Source organism: Streptomyces sp. CRCS-T-1 (genome assembly GCF_024442335.1).
Taxonomy (GTDB): domain Bacteria; phylum Actinomycetota; class Actinomycetes; order Streptomycetales; family Streptomycetaceae; genus Streptomyces; species Streptomyces koelreuteriae.
Genome location: NZ_CP101651.1, coordinates 4,592,318 through 4,612,095, shown reverse-complemented (window position 1 = coordinate 4,612,095; position 19,778 = coordinate 4,592,318). Strand labels below are relative to the sequence as shown.

General features: G+C 68.9%; 22 protein-coding genes and 1 riboswitch. Of the genes, 9 read left to right on the top strand and 13 right to left on the bottom strand.

The annotated features are described in order from the left end of the window. The first annotated feature begins 6 nt into the window (after positions 1-6). Positions 7-1,062 carry a GNAT family N-acetyltransferase gene (locus NNW99_RS21020; RefSeq protein WP_215124379.1) on the top strand — a complete coding sequence of 352 codons (1,056 nt, stop codon included), beginning with the start codon at positions 7-9 and terminating at the stop codon, positions 1,060-1,062. Between the two features lie 91 nt (positions 1,063-1,153). Here the strand turns inward: NNW99_RS21020 and NNW99_RS21015 are convergent, their stop codons facing one another. Next, positions 1,154-1,441 (bottom strand): DUF4031 domain-containing protein, encoded by a 288-nt coding sequence (locus NNW99_RS21015; protein ID WP_215120673.1) that lies wholly within the window; start codon positions 1,439-1,441, stop codon positions 1,154-1,156. Between the two features lie 7 nt (positions 1,442-1,448). Further along, complete coding sequence (locus NNW99_RS21010) at positions 1,449-1,826, bottom strand: hypothetical protein (protein ID WP_215120672.1); 378 nt, start codon at positions 1,824-1,826, stop codon at positions 1,449-1,451. A gap of 56 nt (positions 1,827-1,882) precedes the next feature. Here NNW99_RS21010 and NNW99_RS21005 point away from each other — a divergent pair, with 56 nt between their 5' ends. Together NNW99_RS21005 and murQ are read left to right on the top strand one after the other, a co-directional pair. Continuing rightward, positions 1,883-2,854 carry a MurR/RpiR family transcriptional regulator gene (locus NNW99_RS21005; RefSeq protein WP_215120671.1) on the top strand — a complete coding sequence of 324 codons (972 nt, stop codon included), beginning with the start codon at positions 1,883-1,885 and terminating at the stop codon, positions 2,852-2,854. Between the two features lie 43 nt (positions 2,855-2,897). Beyond that, on the top strand, positions 2,898-3,851 hold the full coding sequence (murQ, locus tag NNW99_RS21000) for an N-acetylmuramic acid 6-phosphate etherase (RefSeq protein ID WP_215120670.1): 954 nt from the start codon (positions 2,898-2,900) through the stop codon (positions 3,849-3,851). 56 nt (positions 3,852-3,907) lie between these two features. On the opposite strand, the gene NNW99_RS20995 is transcribed toward murQ, so the two are convergent. Next, positions 3,908-4,822: a polyprenyl synthetase family protein gene (locus tag NNW99_RS20995; RefSeq protein WP_215120669.1), complete on the bottom strand. Its 915-nt coding sequence runs from the start codon at positions 4,820-4,822 to the stop codon at positions 3,908-3,910. 51 nt (positions 4,823-4,873) lie between these two features. Between NNW99_RS20995 and NNW99_RS20990 the strand changes: the two genes are divergently transcribed. Continuing rightward, positions 4,874-5,629 carry a hypothetical protein gene (locus NNW99_RS20990; protein ID WP_215120668.1) on the top strand — a complete coding sequence of 252 codons (756 nt, stop codon included), beginning with the start codon at positions 4,874-4,876 and terminating at the stop codon, positions 5,627-5,629. Between the two features lie 12 nt (positions 5,630-5,641). Here the strand turns inward: NNW99_RS20990 and NNW99_RS20985 are convergent, their stop codons facing one another. The 3 genes from NNW99_RS20985 to NNW99_RS20975 all read right to left on the bottom strand — a co-directional run bounded on the left by NNW99_RS20985 (position 5,642) and on the right by NNW99_RS20975 (position 7,770). Beyond that, positions 5,642-6,391 carry a glycosyltransferase gene (locus NNW99_RS20985; protein ID WP_215120667.1) on the bottom strand — a complete coding sequence of 250 codons (750 nt, stop codon included), beginning with the start codon at positions 6,389-6,391 and terminating at the stop codon, positions 5,642-5,644. Beyond that, positions 6,376-7,011 carry a hypothetical protein gene (locus tag NNW99_RS20980; RefSeq protein WP_215120666.1) on the bottom strand — a complete coding sequence of 212 codons (636 nt, stop codon included), beginning with the start codon at positions 7,009-7,011 and terminating at the stop codon, positions 6,376-6,378. Before NNW99_RS20980 ends, NNW99_RS20985 begins: the two co-directional genes overlap by 16 nt. 315 nt (positions 7,012-7,326) lie before the next feature. After that, complete coding sequence (locus NNW99_RS20975; protein WP_251058170.1) at positions 7,327-7,770, bottom strand: hypothetical protein; 444 nt, start codon at positions 7,768-7,770, stop codon at positions 7,327-7,329. Between NNW99_RS20975 and NNW99_RS39160 the strand changes: the two genes are divergently transcribed. Together NNW99_RS39160 and NNW99_RS20965 are read left to right on the top strand one after the other, a co-directional pair. Continuing rightward, the gene (locus tag NNW99_RS39160; RefSeq protein WP_370869149.1) at positions 7,673-7,975 is read left to right on the top strand and encodes a Scr1 family TA system antitoxin-like transcriptional regulator; all 303 of its coding nucleotides are present in this window, start codon (positions 7,673-7,675) and stop codon (positions 7,973-7,975) included. The two genes, NNW99_RS20975 and NNW99_RS39160, sit on opposite strands and share 98 nt — an antisense overlap. Further along, positions 7,972-8,541 carry a hypothetical protein gene (locus NNW99_RS20965; protein ID WP_215120665.1) on the top strand — a complete coding sequence of 190 codons (570 nt, stop codon included), beginning with the start codon at positions 7,972-7,974 and terminating at the stop codon, positions 8,539-8,541. Before NNW99_RS39160 ends, NNW99_RS20965 begins: the two co-directional genes overlap by 4 nt. Position 8,542: 1 nt before the next feature. Here the strand turns inward: NNW99_RS20965 and NNW99_RS20960 are convergent, their stop codons facing one another. The 6 genes from NNW99_RS20960 to thrC all read right to left on the bottom strand — a co-directional run bounded on the left by NNW99_RS20960 (position 8,543) and on the right by thrC (position 15,801). Continuing rightward, the gene (locus NNW99_RS20960; protein ID WP_215120664.1) at positions 8,543-10,099 is read right to left on the bottom strand and encodes a carboxylesterase/lipase family protein; all 1,557 of its coding nucleotides are present in this window, start codon (positions 10,097-10,099) and stop codon (positions 8,543-8,545) included. An 88-nt stretch (positions 10,100-10,187) separates the two neighbouring features. After that, the gene (locus NNW99_RS20955) at positions 10,188-11,309 is read right to left on the bottom strand and encodes an NADH:flavin oxidoreductase (RefSeq protein ID WP_215120663.1); all 1,122 of its coding nucleotides are present in this window, start codon (positions 11,307-11,309) and stop codon (positions 10,188-10,190) included. A 230-nt stretch (positions 11,310-11,539) separates the two neighbouring features. Continuing rightward, positions 11,540-13,162 (bottom strand): chaperonin GroEL, encoded by a 1,623-nt coding sequence (groL, locus tag NNW99_RS20950; protein WP_215120662.1) that lies wholly within the window; start codon positions 13,160-13,162, stop codon positions 11,540-11,542. Positions 13,163-13,495: 333 nt separating this feature from the next. Then, the gene (locus tag NNW99_RS20945; protein ID WP_003949956.1) at positions 13,496-13,699 is read right to left on the bottom strand and encodes a cold-shock protein; all 204 of its coding nucleotides are present in this window, start codon (positions 13,697-13,699) and stop codon (positions 13,496-13,498) included. Between the two features lie 448 nt (positions 13,700-14,147). Beyond that, positions 14,148-14,423 (bottom strand): MoaD/ThiS family protein, encoded by a 276-nt coding sequence (locus NNW99_RS20940; RefSeq protein WP_215120661.1) that lies wholly within the window; start codon positions 14,421-14,423, stop codon positions 14,148-14,150. Between the two features lie 91 nt (positions 14,424-14,514). Beyond that, complete coding sequence (thrC, locus tag NNW99_RS20935) at positions 14,515-15,801, bottom strand: threonine synthase (protein ID WP_215120660.1); 1,287 nt, start codon at positions 15,799-15,801, stop codon at positions 14,515-14,517. Positions 15,802-15,819: 18 nt separating this feature from the next. Further along, positions 15,820-15,976: riboswitch (SAM riboswitch) on the bottom strand. Between the two features lie 155 nt (positions 15,977-16,131). Between thrC and NNW99_RS20930 the strand changes: the two genes are divergently transcribed. From NNW99_RS20930 to otsB, 3 genes are all read left to right on the top strand, one after another. After that, on the top strand, positions 16,132-17,076 hold the full coding sequence (locus tag NNW99_RS20930) for a glucosyl-3-phosphoglycerate synthase (protein WP_215120659.1): 945 nt from the start codon (positions 16,132-16,134) through the stop codon (positions 17,074-17,076). A 74-nt stretch (positions 17,077-17,150) separates the two neighbouring features. Continuing rightward, positions 17,151-18,539: a trehalose-6-phosphate synthase gene (locus NNW99_RS20925; protein ID WP_215120658.1), complete on the top strand. Its 1,389-nt coding sequence runs from the start codon at positions 17,151-17,153 to the stop codon at positions 18,537-18,539. 6 nt (positions 18,540-18,545) lie between these two features. Continuing rightward, positions 18,546-19,406: a trehalose-phosphatase gene (otsB, locus tag NNW99_RS20920; protein ID WP_251057880.1), complete on the top strand. Its 861-nt coding sequence runs from the start codon at positions 18,546-18,548 to the stop codon at positions 19,404-19,406. A gap of 89 nt (positions 19,407-19,495) precedes the next feature. On the opposite strand, the gene NNW99_RS20915 is transcribed toward otsB, so the two are convergent. Beyond that, positions 19,496-19,744: a DUF3263 domain-containing protein gene (locus NNW99_RS20915; protein ID WP_215120657.1), complete on the bottom strand. Its 249-nt coding sequence runs from the start codon at positions 19,742-19,744 to the stop codon at positions 19,496-19,498. Positions 19,745-19,778: the final 34 nt, after the last annotated feature.

Sequence of the window (19,778 nt, the reverse complement as noted above, 5' to 3'; positions counted from 1 at the left end):
GAACAGGTGGAACAGGCCGTCGGCGAGTGTGTCGGCCTGCTGGGGGGAGTCACCGACCGGGACTGGGAGGGGGCGGCGGCCGGGCGGCTCGCGTGGAGTTGTCGGGAGACGGCCGTGCATATCGCCGAGGATCTCATCGCGTACGCGGGGCAGTTGGCGGGGCGGGAGGCCGAGGCGTACACGCCCTTCGAGTTGTCGCTGGAGGAGGGGGCCGGCAACGCGGGTGCGGTGCAGGTGATCCGGACGACGGGGGCTCTGCTCGCGGCGGCGATCCGGACGACTCCGCGGCAGGTGCGGGCCTTCCATCCGTATCCGTTCCGCAGCGCGAACCGTGAGGGGTTCGCGGCGATGGGAGCGGCCGAGGTGCTGCTGCACACGCACGACATCGCCGAAGGACTGGGCGTGCCGTACGAGGCGGACTCCGAGCTGTGCGACTTCGTTCTCAGGCGGATCTTTCCGCACGTCCAGCCGGGACCGAACCCCTGGCAGACCCTGCTGTGGGCCACCGGCCGGGGGGAGTTGCCGGGGCGGGCGCCCGTCACCGAGTGGCGGTGGAACAACAACCTGGTCGTCGAGACCGAACGGCTCGCCCTCGAGGGCGTCACCCCGGCGGTGGCCTACGACCTTGCCACGGTCGGTGAGGGCGGCTGCTTCGAGTGGCTCGGAGGGAGCCCGGCCGAGGGCACCCGGGTGGGCGCCGGGCTGGTGTTCAAGCAGTACGAGGACGGGGTCCACCGGCCGGAGTGGGGCATGTACGTGCTGGTCCGCCGCGAGGACGACCAGGCGCTCGGCGCCATGGGCTTCCACGCCGTTCCCGACGAGGCGGGGCGGGTCGAGATCGGCTACGACCTGGTCGAAGCGGCCCGGGGCAACGGCTACGCCACCGAGGCCCTGCGTGCGCTGTCGGCGTGGGCGCTGGCCCGGGACGAGGTACGGACCGTCGTCGCCAACGTCGAGCGGGACAACACGCCCTCGCGGAACGTCCTCACCCGCGCCGGATTCACGGCCGTGGCGGAGGACACCGAGCAGGTGACCTACGAGCTGAGTGGACCCGCGAGCTGAGTGGACCCGCGAGCTGAGTGGACCTGCGAGCTGAGTGGACCTGCGAGCCGGCAGAGCCTACGAACGGGCTGAGCCTGCGAACCGGCTGAGCCTACGAGCTCGGTGAACCCGGCGAGCGGTAAAGACCCTTGGGTCGTCGCAGCCCCGCCCCGTGCAGCAGCCGCACCACCTCGCGGCTGCTGACCTCCACGGCCCCGGCGCCCACCGCGTCGGCGTACCGCTGGGCGGGGATGTCGTAGTGGTCGCGTTCGAAGGCCCGCCGGGGGACGCCGAGGCGTTCGGCGAAGGTGTGCAGTTCGTCGTAGGAGACGTCGCTGATCAGGTGGGACCACATGCGGCCGTGTCCGGGCCAGGCCGGTGGGTCGATGTAGATCGTCACCAGGCCCTCACGAGGACGCCCCGCCGAGGGCCTCGCTCAGCGACCCGACCGCCGCGACCTTCACGCCCGCCTCGCCGCACACCCAGTGCGGGTCGGCCCCCAGCACCGGATCCACGTCCAGCGCGTGCGGGTCGTCGCCGCACACGGGGCACAGCGGCCAGCGGCCGTACCGCTCCAGCAGGGCGTCCTGGACGTCCTGCGCGACCAGACCGGCGACATACGGAGCGCCCTCGGGCCACTGCTCGACCCACCACCGCCGCTGTGTGACGGCCTCCTCGACGAGGGACACGACATCCGCCTCGGCGACGCGTCCCGCGACGAGGTCGGCCAGTACGAGGGCACGCGCGGCGTGCAGCGTCTGCTCCAGGGGTGTGATGGGCTCCATGCCCCCCATTGTGCGCACTCTTGACCCCGGCACCGAGCCGAAAATATCTTTCAAGGGTGACCCGTAGAGTGAAGGAAATTTTCGCCGCTGAGAACGGCGGCCGGAACGGCAAGGGCGACACCGGAGGCCCGAGCGCCATGGTCGGCACGCTCGGCACCCCGCCCGCCCCCGCCGCCCTCGCCGCCAAGGTCCGGACCCTGGCGCCGTCGATGACGCGTTCCATGCAGCGCGTCGCCGAGGCCGTCGCGGGCGACCCGGCCGGCTGCGCGGCCCTCACGGTCACCGGCCTCGCCGAACTCACCGGCACCAGCGAGGCGACCGTCGTACGCACCGCCCGGCTGCTCGGCTATCCGGGCTACCGGGACCTGCGCCTCGCCCTCGCCGGCCTCGCCGCGCAGCAGCAGTCCGGGCGGGCCCCGGCCATCACGACGGACATCGCGGTGGACGACCCGATCGCCGACGTGGTCGCGAAGCTCGCCTACGACGAACAGCAGACCCTCGCCGACACCGCCGCCGGGCTCGACACCGTCCAGCTCGGCGCCGCTGTCACCGCGCTGGTCGCGGCCCGGCGCACCGATGTGTACGGCGTCGGGGCGTCCGGTCTGGTCGCCCAGGACCTCACGCAGAAGCTGCTGCGCATAGGGCTGATGGCCCACGCCCACAGCGACCCGCATCTGGCTGTGACGAACGCGGTGCAACTGCGGGCCGGTGACGTGGCGGTCGCCATCACGCACTCGGGGTCCACCGGGGACGTCATCGAGCCGCTGCGGGTCGCCTTCGAGCGCGGCGCGACGACGGTGGCGATCACGGGCCGCCCGGACGGGCCGGTGACGCAGTACGCCGATCACGTCCTCACCACGTCCACCGCCCGGGAGAGCGAACTGCGTCCGGCGGCGATGTCGTCGCGGACCGGCCAGCTCCTTGTGGTGGACTGCCTGTTCATAGGGGTGGCGCAGCGGACGTACGACACGGCGGCGCCGGCGCTCTCGGCGTCGTACGAGGCACTGGCCCACCGGCACCGTCCCTGAACACCGCACCGACACAGACACGGGAAGCACGGAAAGAGCCGTCATGACCTCCACCTCCGACCCCCGGGACCTCAGAACCGAGCTGGAGTCCCTGACCACCGAGGCCTTCCGGCCGGAGCTGGCGGACATCGACCGGCTGCCCACCCTGGACATCGCGCGGCTGATGAACGGCGAGGACGCCACCGTGGCCGGGGCGGTCGCGGCGCGGCTGCCGCAGATCGCCGCCGCGATCGACGCGGTCGCGGAGCGGATGGCCCGGGGCGGCCGGCTCGTCTACGCGGGCGCGGGCACGGCGGGCCGGCTGGGGATCCTGGACGCCTCCGAGTGCCCGCCCACGTTCAACACCGACCCGGCCCGGGTCGTCGGCCTGATCGCGGGCGGCCCCGAGGCCATGGTCACCTCGGTCGAGGGCGCGGAGGACTCCCGCGAACTGGCCCGCGCCGACCTGGAGACCCTCGGCCTCACCCCGGACGACACGGTGGTCGGCATCTCGGCGTCCGGCCGCACGCCCTACGCCATCGGCGCGGTCGAACACGCCCGCACCCGGGGCGCCCTCACCATCGGCCTGGCCTGCAACCCCGGCAGCGCCCTCGGCACCGCCGCCGACCACGCCATCGAGATCGTCGTGGGCCCCGAACTCCTCACCGGCTCCACCCGCCTGAAGGCCGGCACGGCACAGAAGCTCGTCCTCAACATGCTCTCGACGATCACGATGATCCGGCTGGGCAAGACCTACGGAAACCTGATGGTCGACGTCCGCGCGTCGAACGACAAACTCCGCGCCCGCTCCCACCGCATCGTCGCCCTCGCCACCGGCGCCGACGACAAGGAGATCGAGCAGGCCCTCACCGCCACCGACGGCGAGGTCAAGAACGCCATCCTCACCCTCCTGGCCGACGTGGACGGCCCGACGGCGGCCCGCCTTCTCGCCCAGTCCGACGGGCACTTGCGAGCGGCCCTCGCCGCCTGCTCACGTCCCTCAAGCCGTAGACCGTGACGCGTCCGCCCCATGGCCTTTGCACTCCCGAAGCGGACACGGGCCGTGGGGGAGGGCTACTGCTGGTCACCCACGAAGGAGCGTGCTGTCTTTTCATCTGAAACCAGCAAATGGATTCCCTCTGGAAGTGGACACTTCAATAATGAGGCAATCCTCTTCGCCTCACCAAGCCGCCGAGCGATCTCCAAGCAGGTACGTTCCACAGCCAAGTGGATGGAAGACTCGACCGCGTCCGGAAATTCACCGGCCTGCTGATCGATCAGTTGCGAGATAGCGGAATTCCTATGCTCTGCCAGGTCCGATCCCGGCAGCTTTCCTCGCCCTTCGTTGCGTGTGACGTTATTTACGTCGTTTGCAAGCTGGAAGGCCGTTCCCAAATGCATCCCCATGGTGTGCAGCAGCCTGCGGTCTCCTCGAGAGCGGCCGGCGTGCAGACCTCCCATCCAGAACACCAGCGCCACAAGGCTTCCGGTCTTCAACTCCGCTATACCGAACGGATCCTCCGGCGCCAGAGGTCCTTGCAGATCACAGAACTGCCCACGTGACATGTTCACCAACGCGTTCAGAACCCTTTTGATCGCCGCCGGCTCCAGACGCTGAATGACGGCGAGCCCGCCCGTCAGGAGCACGTCCGAAAGCGCCAATGCGCCCGGAACTCCCATGATCGCCCGCTCGGTGGGGAGGCCGCGCCGAAGGAAATCCGCGTCCTCTATGTCATCACGAATCACACTCGCCTTGTGGATCATCTCCAGTGCCACGGCGAGGTCGACCGCGACCCGGCGCTTCCGCTTCTCCGCATCGGGATTCGCCACCATGAGGAAAAGGACCGCCCGATTCAAGCGCCCCCCGCGCGAAATCCTGGAATAGACCTCTTCAGGGAGACCCAGCTCCCGAAGTCGATTCTGCAAGCTCAGGCGAACTTCTTCGCGAACTTCACCCCATCGAGAATCATAGCTCAAGTCGGAACTCATGTTCTCTCGCTATTGGCTTACAGGAACGACATTACCGAGTACACTTCGGACATGTCAATCCGCCGGACAGGTTTGAAACGTGCCGCCGCCTTGGCCTTCCTGATGATTTCCTTCTACGTGCTGCGCACAGCCGGCTCCCGACCTGAAGCAGCGGAACGAGAAGCCGAAACGGAACCAGACCGGTCCAAACGTGAGGCGTTTTGGGAGCCGTACAAGATTGCGATCGCCGCGTTTTACGCGATCTGCGTACAGAGGGCCTTCGAGACAAGCGTACAAAAATTCACCGCCGACCCTCCCCGGATTCGGTTTGATTCCGGAGGCCTGGAGGCGCACATAGAATCTGATCAAGTCGTCCTGGTGTGCCAGCTCCTAGCCGTTCTCACGTGGATGGGCCTCTTCTACATCAACAATGTTCGCCTCTACTTCCTCATCCCTGTGGGGAGGTCCATCAGACGAGCTCTGGCCCATATGACATTGACTGCGGCATTGGCGCAGTTCTACTTTCTTGCCGCCACCATCGGCAGCCCGTCCGTGAATCAACTTCTCTTGATATCCGGCATTCTTTTCACTGACGCCATGTTCCCCATCGTCATCGGACCGGTACTCAGCTCGAGGCTTCGCACCGTCTGGGTGATACGGGGCATCGTCCAGACGTCATCCATATTCTGGATCTTGTTCTTCGTGCCGCCGGTGCATTACGTGCGAGTCGAGTGGAGCGCCATCATGCTGTTTCTGATGCTTGTTCAACTCTTCATCCTCGCCCCCTTGGAGAGCCGCGCCCGTCGCCGGATGGCCGCGTCTCTCTGAGCAGCATCGCTGTCAGTGCGGCCTGACGGACCACTTCCCGTAGGGGTATCGAAGGTCGTTCGCCCGCTTTCCCACCGGCCCCTTCCCTCGCACTACGCGCAGATAAGCGGCCGCCCAGATGAACGCCAGTCTCGGAGCCGGCACCACACTGAGACGCCGCGAGCTGGCAGTGACATAGGAACGCCACTCGATGGAGTGCCGTGCTCCCATCCCTCGGGCGCGGATCCCGAAATCCGTATCCTCGCCGAGGAGGAACCCTTCTTTGAAGCCGTCCAACGCGCGATAGGTCCGCTTGTTGGTCATCATGAAGTCACCGTTCGTGACCGGATAGCCGAACAGCCGCGCCAGAAGAATCAGCAGATAGATGAGCAGGAGCGTGGCGCGTATTCCTGCATTACTTCTGTCCGGGCGATGGCGCACCGAAACCATGCACAGTTCCCGCGGCTCCAATCTGCGCAGACAGCGTTGGATCACCTGCGGCCCCAGCACCACGTCCGCATCGAGGAAGAGCAGATACTCATACCTCGCCAAGGCGGCTCCGATATTTCTTTGGGTGCCGATGTCAGCGGTCGGCGACTTGGTGATCGTCATGGCAAGCCGCTCCGAATAACGCCTGGCCACTTCTGTCGTCAAGTCGTTCAAGCTCGCATCGACGACGATCACTTCGACCGCCAGATCCCCGGACTCTCCGGCCAGGGACTCCAGCAGCGGCCCGAGGTACGTCTCCTCATTGAGGGTCGGAATGACTATCGAGAGGGCCACCACTTCTGCACCTTCCCATGCTTGACAAGACGCATCAGGTCGAAGGCGACGCACCCCATCCCGGGGACCAGATATCGGAGCTCCACACCGCGCAGAACGCCAGAGGTCATCGTGGGTACGGCTGTTCCCACAGCTCGGAGCAGAGTGAACCGGCTAACTCTCTCACTGGCCTTGCTCTGTGGGTCTGCAATGGCGCAGTACGCAGAAAACCCAAGATTCTGCCAAAGGGCCGAGATCCGGGCCGCCTCCCCCGGAGGGAGCCTGGAAAGAAAAGCAAGCTGATAGGCGACGGCCAAGGCGATCAGCGCCGGGCGCACATGGGCACCGGACTTACGAATCGCCTGCGTCCATTTCACGTCATGCGCCAACCAGGCGATGTTGATGGCAGTCTGAACGCGATCTTCCAGCGATAGTTTCCGCCATGTCCAGATACCCCCGGCGGAATAGATTGCCTCCCATGCCAGGTTGAAGGCGAGAGCGGCTTCGGGGAGCAGCTCCGTACCTTCTTCCTCGGTCTCCGCGATTGCCTCGCGATACGCTGCGATCCAGCAGGTTCCGCCAAAGACCTTGAGTGCGAGCAGTGCCGCGCGCTTTGCGGCCGTTTCCTGCTGATCGGTCACGACACCCTCACAATAGTCCGAGTAAATGAGGCCCACCCACGGCCGACCGCGAATGATCATCATGCGCAGGCAACAGAAGCAGCGAAACGGACTTGTTCCTGATGCCAGTGGTGAACGCGGAGACATGAGTGGCGGCTGGGTTTGCGACCGCATCACCAGAGATGACGATCATCCGTATCCGTGCATGCCTCCATGCTTGCACGCCCGTGCGCGGTCGGGAGGCAGAACACCGCCCTTACCGAGGACTCGACAACACTTGTCCAGATCGAATGATCGCCGGTCCGAACCGGCGTGCGGACCGGGCATCTTGACGACTCAGAGGTTGCGAAATCCGGGGCGTCGACCTATCGGAGATGACACTTGGCGGCGAAGTGTCACCGCCACGATCAGCCTCGCAGACCCCCGAGACCGCGGAACCAGCCCCGGAACCAGACCCGGAACGAGCACCCTGTCGGCCCCAACGCCCCGTACGTTCTCCGCGAGCAGCCTCTCCACCAGCCTCACACCCATCGGGATCAGCGACCTGTGGCAGTCGTCGTCGCTCCAGCCCTCCCAGGTCGGCGCGTACAGGACGGTCGGCAGCGGCCCGGGGACATGGTCCGCGTGCAGCCGGATCGACGACAGCTGCGGGCGGCCCACCTCGACGATCGCCTGGTCATCGATGGCGTGCCGCACCCTCTGGTACCGGTCCCGCTCGGCGGTGGCGGGCAGGGCCGGGCGGGCGCCGAACTCCGCCACACCCGCGAGAAGGAGCCGCATCCTCGACGAGCCGGCGAGGCCGTCCGTGTGGTCCGTGCTCGATGAGGCCGCACTGCGTCGGCGGACCGGTGGCCGGCAGGTCATGGCAGAGGCCTTGCGCCACGTCACTGCCCTGATGGCGACGGCGGCGACTGCCTGGGAACAGGAGATGAACAGCCCGCCCCACGCACCGGGACCGCGCCGACTGGCGACAATGGACGTATGAATCACGCCCAGCTCACCGCCCTAGGCCGTGCCCTCCGACTTCTCGGTGAGCACGGGGAAGCCCTCACCTCCGACACCCCGGACGCCAAGCTGCACGAGGTCAAGGCCGATCTGAAGCGCGCCCTGGACCTGCTGGACGAGAGCGTCACGGGAGCGGCGCCCAGCACGCGATGCCCCGAGCATCCGAACGGCCCCGTCGACGAGAACGCCCCCGACCTGTGTCTGCTGTGCGAGACCCGGCGCCGGACGGCCCGCCGGAACGAGTTCAACGGACCCGCGCCGCAGCAGCCGCAGACCGACCCCGTCCAGTCCCGCTACGGCGTGAGCGGCGACCGCCCCCAGCCCCAGCAGCGCTGGCTGCCGGAGCTGTGGACCGGCCAGACCTGGCAGCTCTGCGGCACCCCGCGCCGGGACCGCCGCGAGGCCGAGCTGTACATCGCCGCCCAGCGCAAGGCGCCCAGGTCGGCCATGGCGTACCGGCTCGTGCACGAGTTCACCGACTACGAGGTGCTGCGGGTGTGGGGGACGCCGGTCAAGGTCGACATCGAGCCGATGGGCAACCTGTAGCTCACAGCAGGGGCAGGGCCTGGAAGTCGTGACCCTCCCACAGGCGCCGCGAGGTCTCCTCCGGGTACGCGCTCACCTCGGGCTGCGCGTCCAGCACCCGCACCAGCCGCTCCTGCTCGTCGTACGCCGGCCAGCCCGGGTCGCCCGACCGCGCGAAGGAGGTCCAGGACGCGCGGAAACCGGACGACAGCGCAAGCGCCTCGGCGGACGGCTCCACGCCCCCGAACAGCAGCAGCCCCAGGTCCGCCCCGTACGTGCCGAACAGCAGCGGGATGTCCAGGCCGTGGCAGGCACCGAGCGCGCCGCCGCTGCCCGGGGCCGCCCAGGTCAGTTCGTAGACGTAGGCGCTGCCGCCGCCCGCGCGCTGCGCGTCGGCCAGGTGCAGGGAGGGCATGTTGAACAGCCAGTCCGTCTGGACGCGCTCGTAGAGCTCGCCCGGGGAGGCGTCGGGGAAGGCCGCGCGATAGGCCCGCTCCCCGTCGGGGCCCGGGGCGAACAGGCGCAGGGCGGATGTCGCCTGCTCCTCGGTGATCTGGCCCAGCCGGCCCGCCATGGCGAGGAAGAGGCGGAACTCGTCACGGTTGTGGCCGACGAGCAGGTCGATGTCCCTCGCCGAACCGGCCGCCAGGGCCTGCCACGGCGTGGTCGGCAGGACCTCGCCGTCGACCACCGGGGAGAACGGCGTGACCGTGGGCGCCGCCTGACCCCAGCGGTCGACGTACTGGAGCATCTTGGCGCCCAGCGTCTCGCCCGCCGACGTCAGCCGGTGCGGGGCGATCGTCGAGAGATCGGCGACCGTGGGGCGCAGCCCCAGCTCGGCGGCCAGGGCGAGACCGATGTCACGGGAGAGTGCGTCGGAGAAGAACGTCCCCGGCACGCTCTGCGCGATCGCCCGGCGGAAGAGACCGGCCGCCCGTGGCATGGCGAGCAGCGAGGCGACCGAGCCCGCGCCGGCCGATTCACCGAAGACCGTGACCTGGTCGGGGTCGCCGCCGAACGCCTCGATGTTGTCGCGGACCCATTCCAGTGCCGCCACCTGGTCGAGCAGGCCACGGTTGGCGGGCGCGCCCTCGATGAACGCGAAACCCTCCATGCCCAGGCGGTAGTTGAGGGATACGACGACCACGTCGCCTTCGGCCGCGATGTGCCGGGCGTCGTAGCCGGGGCTGCCGGAGTGGCCGAGCTTGTAGGCACCGCCGTAGATCCACACCATCACCGGGCGGCGGGCCGCCGGGTCGGCTTCGGGGGTCCAGACGTTGACCGTGAGCCACTCGTCGCCCTCGGGTACGTCGAGCAGGCCCGGGCCGCCCAGGCTGCCGATGTCCTGCGGGGGCGGCGGGCCGAAGGCGTGGGCGTCGCGTATGCCGTCCCAGGCGTGGGCGGGGCGCGGTGCCATGAAACGGGCCTCGCCCACCGGGGGCGCGGCGAAGGGGATGCCGCGGAAGACGGCGAGTCCCTCCTCCCTGCGGCCCCGGACCGCACCGGCGGTGGTACGCACCACCGGTGCGGGCTCTTCGGAAGGGCTGCCCGCCGGCGGACGGGACTCGGTCGTCGTCATCTGGATCTCCTCACGGAATGCCGGTGCACAGGCGTTCGGCCAGTGTCCTTGACTGACGCAAGCAAATCCAGAGCCTCAGATGACCAGGTCAGCTGAGGGTCTTCAGCGCCGCCGGGTCGTACGGGGCCGTGTCCGCGAAGCGGCCGTCCAGCACCTTGGCCGCCCACTGCGGGTCCTGGAGCAGGGCGCGGCCGACGGCGACCATGTCGAACTCGTCGCGCTCGAAGCGGTCCAGGAGGTTGTCGAGGTCGTTGACCTCAGCGCCCTGGCCCTGGAAGGACTTGAGGAAGTCGACGCCGTTCAGGCCGACCGAACCGACGGTGATGGTGGGCTTGCCGGTGAGCTTCTTGGTCCAGCCGGCCAGGTTGAGGTCGGAGTCGTCGAACTCGGGCACCCAGTAGCGGCGGGTGGAGGCGTGGAAGGCGTCGACACCCGCGGCGGCCAGCGGGGTCAGGATGGACTCCAGCTCCTCGGGCGTCTCGGCGAGGCGGGCGTCGTAGGCCTCCTGCTTCCACTGCGAGTAGCGGAAGATGATCGGGAAGTCGGCGGAGACGGTCTCGCGGACAGCCGCGACGATCTCCTCCGAGAGCTTGGCGCGGGCGACGCGGTCGCCGCCATAGGCGTCGGTGCGGCGATTGGTGCCCTCCCAGAGGAACTGGTCGAGCAGGTAGCCGTGGGCGCCGTGGATCTCCACGCCGTCGAAGCCGATGCGCTCGGCGGCGGCAGCGGCCTCGGCGAACGCGCCGATGACGGCGTCGATGTCGGCCTGGGTCATGGCCTTGCCGGTGGGCTCCGAAGCGCCGATGCGCAGCCCGGAGGGGCCGACGGCCGGGGCGTCCGCGACGGGCGGCTCACCCTGGTTGCGGACCATGCCGATGTGCCAGAGCTGCGGCACGATCGTGCCGCCCGCCGCGTGCACCGCGTCGGCGACCTTCGCCCAGCCCGCGAGCTGCTCCGCGCCGTGGAACCGCGGCACGCGGTCGCTCTGCCCGGCCGAGTCGTGCCCGACGTAGGTGCCCTCGGTGACGATGAGGCCGACTCCGGCGGCGGCGCGGCGGGAGTAGTACGAGACGACGTCCTCTCCGGGGACGCCGCCCGGGGAGAACATGCGGGTCATCGGGGCCATCGCGATCCGGTTCGGGACGGTCAGGCCGCCCAGCGAGACGGGCCGGGACAGGATTTCGGCGGCGCGGGAGGCGGCGACAGTCACTCAGGGGCTCCTTCGGATACCGGACAGTATGTGCATGCGCATAAGGCGTACGTTTCAACGAACCGGCCCCGCCCCTGCCATCCCGCCCGAGCTGTGACCCCGCACACGCCCGCACACACCCACATACGCGCACCCACGCGCACACGCCCGAGGGCGGCACCCCCTGTCGGAACAGGGAGTGCCGCCCTCGGCAAGACCGTTGATCAACCCGGGAAAATCCCAGGGGTCGATCAGAAGTCCATGTCACCGCCCGGCATACCGCCACCGGCGGGCGCGGCGGCCTTCTCCGGCTTGTCGGCGATGACGGCCTCGGTGGTGAGGAACAGCGCGGCGATGGAGGCGGCGTTCTGCAGAGCGGAACGGGTCACCTTCGCCGGGTCGATGATGCCCTCGGCGATCATGTCGACGTACTCACCGGTCGCGGCGTTCAGGCCGTGGCCGACCTGGAGGTTGCGGACCTTCTCCACGACGACGCCACCCTCGAGACCACCGTTGACGGCGATCTGCTTGAGCGGGGCCTCCAGCGCGAGCTTCACGGCGTTGGCTCCGGTCGCCTCGTCACCCTCGAGCTCCAGCTTCTCGAAGACCTGGGAGGCCTGCAGCAGGGCCACGCCACCACCGGCGACGATGCCCTCCTCGACGGCCGCCTTGGCGTTGCGCACGGCGTCCTCGATGCGGTGCTTGCGCTCCTTGAGCTCCACCTCGGTGGCGGCACCGGCCTTGATGACCGCGACGCCGCCGGCGAGCTTCGCCAGGCGCTCCTGCAGCTTCTCGCGGTCGTAGTCCGAGTCGCTGTTCTCGATCTCGGCGCGGATCTGGTTGACGCGGCCGTTGACCTGGTCGGTCGAGCCGGCGCCGTCGACGATGGTCGTCTCGTCCTTGGTGATGACGACCTTGCGCGCCTTGCCCAGCAGGTCGAGCGTGGCGTTCTCCAGCTTGAGGCCGACCTCCTCGGAGATCACCTCGCCGCCCGTGAGGATGCCGATGTCCTGCAGCATCGCCTTGCGGCGGTCGCCGAAGCCCGGGGCCTTGACGGCGACGGACTTGAAGGTGCCGCGGATCTTGTTGACGACCAGGGTCGACAGGGCCTCGCCCTCGACGTCCTCGGCGATGATCAGCAGCGGCTTGCCCGACTGCATGACCTTCTCCAGGAGCGGGAGCAGGTCCTTGACGTTCGCGATCTTGGAGTTCGCGATCAGGATGTACGGGTCGTCGAGGACGGCCTCCATACGCTCCATGTCGGTGGCGAAGTACGCCGAGATGTAGCCCTTGTCGAAGCGCATACCCTCGGTGAGCTCCAGCTCCAGACCGAAGGTCTGGGACTCCTCGACGGTGATGACGCCTTCCTTGCCGACCTTGTCCATGGCCTCGGCGATGAGCTCGCCGATCTGGGTGTCGGCGGCGGAGATGGAGGCCGTGGAAGCGATCTGCTCCTTGGTCTCGACATCCTTCGCCTGCTCCAGCAGGGCGGCGGAGACGGCCTCGACGGCGCGCTCGATGCCACGCTTGAGGGCCATCGGGTTGGCGCCGGCGGCTACGTTGCGCAGACCCTCCTTGACCAGGGCCTGGGCGAGAACGGTCGCGGTGGTCGTACCGTCACCGGCGACGTCGTCCGTCTTCTTGGCGACTTCCTTGACCAGCTCGGCGCCGATCTTCTCGTACGGGTCCTCGAGCTCGATCTCCTTGGCGATGGAGACACCATCGTTGGTGATCGTGGGGGCGCCCCACTTCTTCTCGAGGACGACGTTGCGACCCTTGGGGCCGAGCGTCACCTTGACGGCGTCCGCGAGCTGGTTCATGCCGCGCTCGAGGCCGCGCCGCGCCTCCTCGTCGAACGCGATGATCTTGGCCATGTGAAGTGGTCCCTCCAGGACTGGGGGTGATTACTTCGGACCGCGCCCGCGCCCGCGACGGACGGCTCGCCAGCCTCGTGGTTCCTTCCCCACCCGGCCTGCGGGCCTCACCGACCCGGTCCTTACGTTGTCACTCTCACCTTCAGAGTGCTAACGCAATGATTAGCACTCGGGCATGTCGAGTGCAAGCGCCTCTCGGGGATCGGGCGGGCCGGTCAGCCAGCCGCGAACGAGGTCCGGCGGGTCATGCGGACAGACCGAAGGGCCCGTACCCCGGGGGGTACGGGCCCTTCAGAGAAGACCTGCCGCTTGCGGTTTGTCGTGGTCGCGCGTTCAGGCAGCGACGCGAACCATGTCGGCCTGTGGACCCTTCTGGCCCTGCGAGATCTCGAACTCGACCCGCTGACCCTCTTCAAGGGTGCGGTAGCCGTCCATCTGAATCGCGCTGTAGTGGACGAAAACATCCGCACCACCGTCGACCGCGATGAAGCCGTACCCCTTCTCCGCGTTGAACCACTTGACGGTGCCCTGAGCCATGCCTAACTCCCCTATTACTGGCCCTTGCACAGATCCGCACTTCGCGGATCCGGGTCAGACCTCACCCCCCACGGATTGGGGGCGTGCGCCGGAACGCGTCGACCGCGGCCGAATGTATCTGTCCAACTGCCCTCTGCAACAGGTCAATCGGACGAGAATTCCGGACGCACAGGATCCGGAATGTGGGGAGAATTCGCCAGACTTCAGGGCAAGTCGGGCCACACAAAGGGAACAAAAGCCGCGAAAGACACACACACTTTGGCTACATCTTGTCGGGCTCGCGGCAGGAATTCAGGGTGCCCGATCAGGGGATCGGGATCGCGTTCCCCAACTGTACCGCGCTCAACCACACAGAATTGCCCCCTCCGCTTCTCTCACGGAGGGGGCAATTCAATCAACGCTCAGTGACGGCCGTTACCGATGGTAATAATCGGGCCGGTCGACCGGTTCAGCCGCCGGCGACGGCCGGAATGATCGACACCCCGGCACCGTCCGGAGTGGCCGTCTCAAGACCCTGCTCGAACCGCACGTCGTCGTCATTGACGTACACGTTGACGAACCGGCGCAGCTTGCCCTGGTCGTCCAGCACCCGGGCGGCGATCCCGGTGTGGTTCTTCTCCAGATCGGCGATGACCTCCCCGAGGTTCCCGCCCTCGGCGGCGACCTCGGCCTGCCCGCCGGTGTAGGTACGCAGGATGGTGGGGATGCGAACGGTGACGCTCATGACTTCAAAACCTCCGGTTGGGTAGCGGACCTGCTTTAGGGGCGCGGGGAACTGCGCGACCAGCCCCCCACCGGCCCGCAGCCGTCAACGATCAGACGAGCCCAGCCTCACGGAACGAATCAAGGTTGGGACGAATCGTCGCGGTCAGCCCGGTCCCCGCCACCGCGTCCAACGTCTTCAGCCCATCACCCGTGTTCAGCACCACGGTCGTCAATGACGGGTCGAGAAGCCCGTTCTCCAGCAGCTTCTTCGCCACCCCCACCGTCACCCCACCGGCGGTCTCCGCAAAGACACCCTCGGTCCGGGCAAGCAGCTTGATCGCCTCGACGACCTGCTCGTCGTTCACGTCCTCCACCGCACCACCCGTACGCCGCGCGATGTCCAGCACGTACGGCCCGTCCGCCGGGTTCCCGATCGCCAGCGACTTGGCGATGGTGTCCGGCTTCTGGGGACGTACGACGTCGTGCCCGGCCTTGAAAGCCGTCGACACCGGCGAGCAGCCGAGCGCCTGCGCGCCGAAGATCTTGTACGGCTTGTCCTCGACCAGACCGAGCTTGATGAGCTCCTGCAGACCCTTGTCGATCTTCGTGAGCTGCGAGCCGGAGGCGATCGGCACCACGAGCTGGTCGGGCAGCTGCCAGCCGAGCTGCTCGCAGATCTCGTACGCGAGGGTCTTGGAGCCCTCGGCGTAGTACGGCCGCAGGTTGACGTTGACGAAGCCCCAGCCCTCGCCGGCCGGGTCGCCGATCAGCTCGGAGCAGAAGCGGTTCACGTCGTCGTAGTTGCCCTCGATGCCGACGAGCTCGCCGCCGTAGACCGCGGCCATCACGACCTTGCCCTGCTCCAGGTCGTGCGGGATGAACACGCAGGAGCGGAAGCCGGCGCGGGCCGCGGCGGCGCCCACCGCACCGGCGAGGTTGCCGGTGGAGGAGCAGGACAGGGTGGTGAAGCCGAAGGCGCGGGCGGCCTCCAGGGCCTGGGCGACGACGCGGTCCTTGAAGGAGTGCGTCGGGTTGCCGGAGTCGTCCTTGACGAAGAGCTTGCCGGCGTCGACGCCGAGCTCACGGGCGAGGTTGTCGGCCTTGACGAGCTTGGTCCAGCCGGGGTTGATGTTCGGCTTGTCCGCGACGTCGGCCGGGACCGGCAGCAGCGGGGCGTAGCGCCAGATGTTCGCGGGGCCCGCTTCGATGCGCTTGCGGAGCTCTTCGGTGTCGTAGGCCGAGAAGTCGTAGGCGATCTCCAGCGGGCCGAAACACTCCTGGCACGCGAAGACCGGGCCGAGCGGGACGCGGTGACCGCACTCGCGGCAGCTCAGGGCGGCGGCGGGGCCGAGGTCTACGGTGGATTCGGTGGTGCTTGCAACAGTCTGCGCAGCCATGTGAGGCGAGGCCCTTTCTCCTCATCTTCCTCACGACGCATCTCGCCGTGAGACGGATTTGGCACCTTCCCGAGCCGGGAGCCTCGCGCGTGTGGTCGACAGTGACCTACGAGTACCGACTGGAGGGTTGCCGGGGCTTCAACGGGCCGTTTCCCTCTGCCCCTCTGGATGAGCTGTATTCGGTTGTCGACGTGGGTTGACCCCGGACATGCGATGGTCACCCGCGTTGTTCAAGACTGTAACCGACGACCAGGACAGTTGAGATAGTCGTCCGAACCGCGAGATGGCTCACAGTCCGTCCCGCCGAGAGTACGCAGAGGAGCCGCCACGGTGCTGGAAGAAGTCGAGCGCTGGCTGAGCACCCGTTCCTGGTCCGCGACCGATCGCCCCCTCCACCAGATACTCGCCGCCAAGCAGCGCACGGGCCAGACGGTCAGTGTCGTGCTGCCCGCGCTCAACGAGGAGGAGACGGTCGGCGACATCGCGGCCGTCATCCGCCACGACCTGATGCGGCAGGTGCCGCTCGTAGACGAACTCGTCGTCGTCGACTCCGGCTCGACCGACCGTACGTCGGAGGTGGCCGCGGCCGCGGGCGCGACGGTGGTGCACCGGGACGCGATACTCCCGCGGCTGCCCGCGGTGCCCGGCAAGGGCGAGGTGCTGTGGCGCTCGCTGCTCGCCACCCGCGGGGACATCGTCTGCTTCGTCGACGCGGACCTCAGGGACTTCTCGTCCGACTTCGTCTCCGGGATCGTCGGCCCGCTGCTCACCGAGCCGGACGTGGACCTGGTGAAGGCCATGTACGACCGTCCGCTCGGCGGCGCCGCCGGGCAGGGCGGCCGGGTCACCGAGCTGATGGCCCGCCCGCTGCTCAACATGCACTGGCCACAGCTCGCCGGCTTCGTGCAGCCGCTCGGCGGCGAGTACGCGGCCCGCCGCTCCCTGCTGGAGCAGCTGCCGTTCCCCGTCGGCTACGGCGTCGAGCTGGGCATGCTGGTCGACGCCCTGCACCTGGCGGGGCTCGACGCGCTCGCCCAGGTCGATGTCGGGGTGCGCAAGCACCGGCACCAGGACGGGCAGGCGCTGGGCCGGATGGCCGCCGCGATCTACCGCACGGCCCAGCTCCGGCTGGCCCGCGGGCATCTGATCCGGCCGTCCCTGACGCAGTTCGAGCGGGGCGGGGACGGCTTCGAGCCGCGGACGTACTCCGTGGACACCGAGGAGCGTCCGCCGATGGTGGAGATCGCCGAGTACCAGGCACGGAAGGCCGCCTGACCGGGGCTGTTTTTCGGCCGGTCGGGTCAGGTCCGTACGTTTGAGCGTTTCCGGGCCGGGCTAGGTTGAGGGCTATGGCTTCTACGTACGGTGCTGCGCGGGTGCTGGTGGCCTCCAACCGCGGCCCGGTCTCCTACACGGTGGGCGAGGACGGTTCGCTGAACGCCAAGCGCGGCGGCGGCGGACTGGTCTCGGGGCTCTCCGCGATCGGCTCGGACGCGGACGCGCTGTGGGTCTGCTCCGCGCTGTCCGACGGCGACCGCGAGGCCGTACGGCGCGGGGTCGGCGAGGACGGCGTACGGATGCTGGACATCCCCGCCGACGTGCACGCCGACGCGTACAACGGCGTCGCCAACTCGGTGCTCTGGTTCGTCCACCACATGCTGTACCAGACCCCGCTGGAGCCGGTCTTCGACGCGGAGTTCCGGCGGCAGTGGGCGTCGTACGAGGCGTACAACCGGGCGTTCGCCCAGGCGCTGGCGGAGGAGGCGGCCGAGGGCGCGGCGGTCGTGGTGCAGGACTACCACCTGTGCCTGGTGCCCGGCCTGCTCCGCGAGCTGCGCCCGGACGTCCGGATCGGGCACTTCTCGCACACGCCTTGGGCGCCGCCCGAGTACTTCCGGATGCTGCCGGACGATGTGGCGGGGCAGGTGCTGCGCGGCATGCTGGGCGCGGACCGGCTGGGCTTTCTCACCCAGCGCTGGGCGGACGCGTTCGCCGAATGCGCCGAGCGGTTCGCCGACGGACTCGGGGGCACGCGGATCGGCGTGCACGGGCTGGGGGCCGACGCGGACTTCCTGCGGCAGCGGTCCCACGAGCAGGACGTCGAGGAGCGGATGGCCTCCCTGCGTGAGCAGATCGGCGAGGGCCGCCGCACCATCGTCCGCGTCGACCGCACCGAGCTGTCGAAGAACATCGTGCGCGGTCTGCTGGCGTACCGGCAGCTGCTCGACGACCACCCCGAGTGGCGCGAGCGCGTCGTACACGTGGCCTTCGCCTACCCCTCCCGGCAGGACCTCGCGGTGTACCGCGACTACACGGCCGAGGTGCAGCGGCTGGCGGACGAGATCAACGAGCAGTACGGGACACCGGGCTGGACGCCGATCGTCCTGCACGTCAAGGACGACTTCGCACGCTCCCTGGCCGCCTACCGGCTGGCCGACGTCGCACTCGTCAACCCCATCCGCGACGGCATGAACCTCGTCGCCAAGGAGGTCCCGGTCGTCTCCGACGCGGGCTGCGCGCTGGTGCTGTCGCGGGAGGCCGGGGCGTACGAGGAGCTGGGCGAGGACGCGATCACCGTGAACCCGTACGACGTCACCGGCACGGCCGCGGCCCTCCACGAGGCACTCTCGATGCGCCCGGAGGAACGCGCCGAGCGCGCCAAACGCCTGGCAGCGGCAGCGACCGCGCTGCCGCCGGCGCAGTGGTTCGTGGACCAGCTCGACGCGTTGAGGGGCTGAGCGGTGGTGACCAGCCTGCACACGGATCACGGGGATCATGGGCTTCCGGCGCCCGCCACGAAGGCCGGGCAGGAAGGTCTGGACGCTCTCCTCACTCATCCCGGCAAGGCCCTGATCGGGCTCGACCTCGACGGGACGCTCGCGCCGATCGTCGCCGATCCCGAGAAGGCCCGGGCCCATCCCGAGGCCGTGCCCGCGCTGGCGGCGCTCGCGCCGAAGGTCGCCGCCGTGGCGGTGATCACCGGTCGGCCCGCCGAGGTCGCGGTGCGCAACGGCGGCTTCGCCGACGTCCCCGGCCTGGAGCACCTCGTCGTCCTGGGGCACTACGGCGCCGAGCGGTGGGACGCCCGTACCGGCGAGATCACCGCCCCTCCCCCGCACCCCGGAGTCGCGGGCGTCCGCACGGAACTGCCCGAACTCCTCGAACGGCTCGGGGCGTCGCAGGGAACCTGGATCGAGGAGAAGGGCCGGGCCGTGGCCGTGCACACGCGCCGCGCCGCCGACCCGCAGGCCACCCTGGACCAACTGCGCGAGCCGCTGACCGGCCTGGCCGGCCGCCACGGCCTGATCGTCGAACCCGGCCGCATGGTCCTCGAACTCCGCCCGCCCGGCATGGACAAGGGCGTCGCCCTGACCGAGTTCGCCCAGGAGATCGGCGCCGGTTCCGTCCTCTACGGCGGCGACGACCTGGGCGACCTCCCCGCCTTCTCCGCCGTCGACCGTCTCCGCACGAACGGCACCCCGGGCCTGCTGGTATGCAGCGGCAGCGACGAGGTGACGGAACTACGGGAGCGCGCGGACCTGGTGGTGGAGGGCCCGGAGGGCGTCGTACGCCTGCTGGCAGCACTGGCCCAACGGCTCGACTAGAGGCGCCCCAAAGGGGCGCGGGGCTGTATCGATCTGCGGCTCCGCCGCGTGGGCGCGACCAGCCACGACGCGCCCGCACCCCGCGAACCTCAGCGTTCAGCCCGCCGCCGCTCCCGAACCCGCCGCAGCCGATTCACCGTCACCGGGTCGTGGGCAAGAGCCCTCGGGTCGTCCAGCAGGGCATTGAGGAGCTGGAAGTAACGCACAGGAGCAAGCCCCAGCTCCTCCCGCACGGCCCGTTCCTTCGCACCGGGACCGGAAAAGCTCCGCCCTTCGAGCGCGAGGATGTCCCGCTCCCGCCGCCCGAGCCGCCCCTGCTCACCCGTGTCCTCGTCCATGCCCGGCACCGTAACGCCCACCACCGACAGCGCC